Here is a 3,725-nt window from a genome sequence, read left to right as displayed (position 1 = left end):
TTCGTGAAATCGAACGCGAGGGCGGTGACAACTACCACCAGGAGGATTACGAGCTCTGCGGTCACAACGTGAATTGTGCGTATCGAACGCGTAAATGTACAGCGAACAGTCATGCGGTCGATCACCTTGCGGGCGCCCCGCGGTCCTTGTGCTGCAGCACTGCAGTTGAGGACGTGTTCAGCCGTACTTTAATCATTCATTGTGTTGCGTCTCACTTTTCTATCTGACCCATTGGGAAAACACCTTTCGTGATTCTCGAACGCTGGTTACCTACCCAGCGAGCGCGCTGCCCGGCAGCGCACGTCTGTGAGAAGGAAACCCCACAAAGTGAAGCCCAACAAGACCGCGAAGCTGGTCGTAGCACTTGCTGCCACCACAGCCTTGGTGTCTGCGTGTGCTGGAGATCGCGGCACTGATGCTTCAGCGACGTCTACCGGAGGATCCGGTACGACTGCCGCTGCAGTATCGAGCAGTTCCGATGCGAAGTTCGGCACCCTCGATTCCCCGTGCGGTGCGGGCGATGCGAAAGGCGCTACGGATCAGGGTGTCTCCGATACCGAGATCAAGATCTGATTCGGCGACGATCGTGGCTACGTGAAGTCGCCTGGCCTGAACAAGGAAATGAGCGACGCGGTCGGCGCTCTCATCTCGTGGTGCAACGATCAGGGCGGCATCAACGGCCGCAAGGTTGTCGGTACCGACTACGACGCAGCGATGACGCAGGCCAACTCGGTCATGCAGGAAGCCTGCGGCAGCCAGTTCATGATGGTCGGCTACGGCTTCGCGATGGACCAGACCGCAGAGCAGACCCGTGTCGCGTGCAACATGGTCGCCGTTCCAGGCTTTACCATCTCAGCTGATGCAACCAACGGTCCGATGACGTATCAGGGCGTGCCGACGCCCGTCGGCTACGCCAATGCCGCAGCGTGGTTCCAGATGGCCGAATTGCATCCCGATCTGCTGGGTGACTTCGCCGTCGTCAACAGTACTGCGCCGTCAGCACTGCGCCGTCGATCATCACCTCCACCACCAAGTCGCGTTCCATGGCAGAGGCAGCAGGCTTCACACTCATGGATTGCGGCGTGACCCTCAACTACGAGGGAGAATCCAGCTACGTCCCGTTTGCCGAGAAGTTCAAGGAATGCGGAGTCAAGGGCATTTGGACGTCCCGTTCAGCCAGTCCGCCAGAGCTGAACTTCGTCAAGGCCCTCGATCAGGTCGGCATCGACCCCATCTTCTTCGGTGAGGCCACCTGGTACGGCGAGCCCGTTGCGGCGTGGAACAAGGACACCGGACTGCTCGACAATCTCAATGCGGACATGATTTTCCAGATGCTCGAGAACGCGGACAAGGTTCCGGCTGTGAAGACGTACTCCGATCTGGTTTCCGCGGGAGGCGGCAAGACGGCACTGCTGGGCATGCAGTCGGCGTCGTCGTTCCTGCTCGGGGCGACCGCCGCAGACAAGTGCGGCAGCGACCTCATGGTCAACGAACTGTCGCAGATCCACGACTGGACCGCCGGCGGACTGCACGCGCCGACCGATCCGGGTAAGAACATGCCGGCGACGTGAGGCCTGATGGTGTCGCTGAAGGGCGATACCTACTCGCAGGCCTTCCCGGCTCAGGGCGGTGAGTTCAAGTGCGACCCTAAGTATCTGATCGCTACCGACAAGAGCATCTGGGGCACCGAACTGGATGCCGATCGCATCTCCACGAAGTACCAGAACGCGAATGTGATCAAGCCGGAGTCTTGATCCACCTGATTCATCCCCTACAGTGCCGGCGCCTCATGTGCGCCCGGAGCCGTTGCTCGAATTATCTGGTGTGCGTGCCGGTTACGGATCCATCGAGGTTCTGCACGGAGTGGATCTGGTTCTCGAGCCGGGCGCCGTCGTGGCATTGCTCGGTCCGAACGGTGGCGGTAAGACCTCGACCTTGAAGGTCTGCTCCGGCGTTCTGTCGGTTACTCGTGGTGAGTTCAAGCTCGCCGGACGGGTGGTCAACGGGATCGAAGTGTCGGAGTTAGCTCGTCTGGGTGTGTGCTCCATCCCGGAAGGCCGAGGAATTTTCGCGAACCTGTCGGTGCGTGAAAACCTGTGGATCGCAACGGGAACCGGGGCTTCGCTCGCGGAACTCGAAGAGATCGCGTACACGAGGTTCCCGATTCTGGGGGAGCGCCGCAGTCAGTTGGCGGGTTCGATGTCGGGCGGTGAGCAGCAGATGCTCGCGCTGTCCCGCGCATTGGGGACGAACCCCACGGTGCTGTTGCTCGACGAATTGTCGATGGGACTCGCGCCTCGTATCGTCTCGCAGATGTACGACGTGGTGGGTTCGCTTGCAGCTGAGGGTATTTCCATCCTTGTAGCCGAGCAGTTCGCTCGCGCTGTATTGCCGATCGCCACGTCTGCTGCGTTGATGTTGCAGGGTCGTGTGGTGGGTACCGGAACCCCCACGATATCGAAGAAGAACTTTCTGCCAGCTACCTAGGAGGATGACGATGACTACTGTTGCGCAAGATCGGCGCGGTGAGTTCAAGAAGAACATCGCAGAGTTGAAGATCGACAAAGGACAGTCGGGTAGTGACGGCAGAATGCGGTTCGGTGGCCTGATCTTGATGGTTGTGGGTGTGGTCGGAGCGTTTGTCATCTACATCTCGTCGTTGACGGAGTCGGATCTGCAGAACATCGCTTCCTACCAGATCCTGGCCGTCGCGTTCCTGGCTCTCGCTGTGATCGGCGGAGCTCTGTTCGTCGCGGCCTCCGTGGCGAAGGTGTTGCGGCTGTGGTTGGTTCGGCAGTTGTTGGAGGGTCAGGCGCAGACTGATCAGATCGCGCAAGCTCTGAACTCTCGTATCTGAGTGTTGACATGACAATGCCCGCCACGAGTCTCGTGGCGGGCATTCTTGCTTCTGTTACGGGGCGGGTGTTCGGGAATCCCGTCGAATCGGATGATCCTCCGGAATCTGCACCATGACGATCGGTGTTCCGTCCGGGTCGGCGATCCACATCTCGTGCAGGCCCCACGGTTCCTGGCGAGCCTCGCGGGCAATCTTGACGCCGGCGAGAACCAACTCTGTCTGGGCTGCGGTGAGGTCGCGGACCTGCATCCAGATCGCGCCGCGGAACCCGCCGCTGCCGGTACCGCCGTGCGCCGCGACCTCGACCAAGCCTTGCCCGACGAAAAAGACCGTGCCACCGGGGTATTCACGGGCAATCGCCAAGCCGAGAGTGTCGCGGTAGAAGCTCAGGGTCAGCTCGTAGTCTGCGGGGCGCAGTATCGTCCGGCTGCTCAGAATCTCCATGAAGAGTCTCCTGTAATTCTCAGAAATACCAGGGGTAAGGGGTCCAGTCGGGGTCACGCTTTTCGAGGAACGAGTCGCGACCCTCCACGGCTTCGTCCGTCATATACGCCAAACGTGTTGCCTCACCGGCAAACAGCTGTTGACCGACCAGGCCGTCGTCCTGCAGGTTGAAGGCGTACTTGAGCATGCGCTGGGCTTGTGGCGACTTGCCGTTGATCTTGCCGGCCCACTCGATGGCGACGTTCTCGAGTTCAGCGTGGTCGACCACCTTGTTGACGGCGCCCATCTGATGCATGTCTTCAGCGGTGTACGTCTCGCCGAGGAAGAAGATCTCGCGAGCGAACTTCTGTCCGACCATCTTCGCGAGGTAGGCGCTGCCGTAGCCGCCGTCGAAGCTTCCGACGTCGGCGTCGGTCTGCTTGAA

At 60.3% G+C, this 3,725-nt stretch carries 3 protein-coding genes and 2 pseudogenes; 3 read left to right on the top strand and 2 right to left on the bottom strand.

Annotated elements, in window-relative coordinates; translation table 11 throughout:
- Positions 1-327 precede the first annotated feature (327 nt).
- The 3 genes and pseudogenes from QM600_RS29135 to QM600_RS29125 all read left to right on the top strand — a co-directional run bounded on the left by QM600_RS29135 (position 328) and on the right by QM600_RS29125 (position 2,857).
- Positions 328-1,754 (top strand): annotated as a pseudogene (locus QM600_RS29135) (type 1 periplasmic-binding domain-containing protein).
- Positions 1,755-1,791: 37 nt separating this feature from the next.
- A pseudogene (locus QM600_RS29130) lies at positions 1,792-2,495 on the top strand (ABC transporter ATP-binding protein).
- Positions 2,496-2,497: 2 nt separating this feature from the next.
- A complete protein-coding gene (locus QM600_RS29125; RefSeq protein WP_283265233.1) occupies positions 2,498-2,857 on the top strand; it encodes a hypothetical protein in 360 nt (119 codons plus the stop codon).
- A gap of 54 nt (positions 2,858-2,911) precedes the next feature.
- On the opposite strand, the gene QM600_RS29120 is transcribed toward QM600_RS29125, so the two are convergent.
- Both QM600_RS29120 and QM600_RS29115 read right to left on the bottom strand, forming a co-directional pair.
- Complete coding sequence (locus tag QM600_RS29120; protein WP_283265232.1) at positions 2,912-3,301, bottom strand: VOC family protein; 390 nt, start codon at positions 3,299-3,301, stop codon at positions 2,912-2,914.
- Positions 3,302-3,320: 19 nt separating this feature from the next.
- On the bottom strand, positions 3,321-3,725 hold a 405-nt coding region (locus tag QM600_RS29115), incomplete at its 5' end, for an enoyl-CoA hydratase-related protein (RefSeq protein WP_283265230.1).

The organism is Rhodococcus sp. IEGM 1379 (assembly GCF_030056815.1).
Lineage (GTDB): Bacteria > Actinomycetota > Actinomycetes > Mycobacteriales > Mycobacteriaceae > Rhodococcus_F.
Note: the sequence above shows the minus strand (reverse complement) of the source record. Positions and strands in the feature narration are given on the sequence as shown.

Bases quoted from the DNA above. Each gene is read 5' to 3' on its own strand.
- QM600_RS29120 (WP_283265232.1), bottom strand. From the start codon at position 3,301: ATGGAGATTCTGAGCAGCCGGACGATACTGCGCCCCGCAGACTACGAG.
- QM600_RS29125 (WP_283265233.1), top strand. From the start codon at position 2,498: ATGACTACTGTTGCGCAAGATCGGCGCGGTGAGTTCAAGAAGAACATC.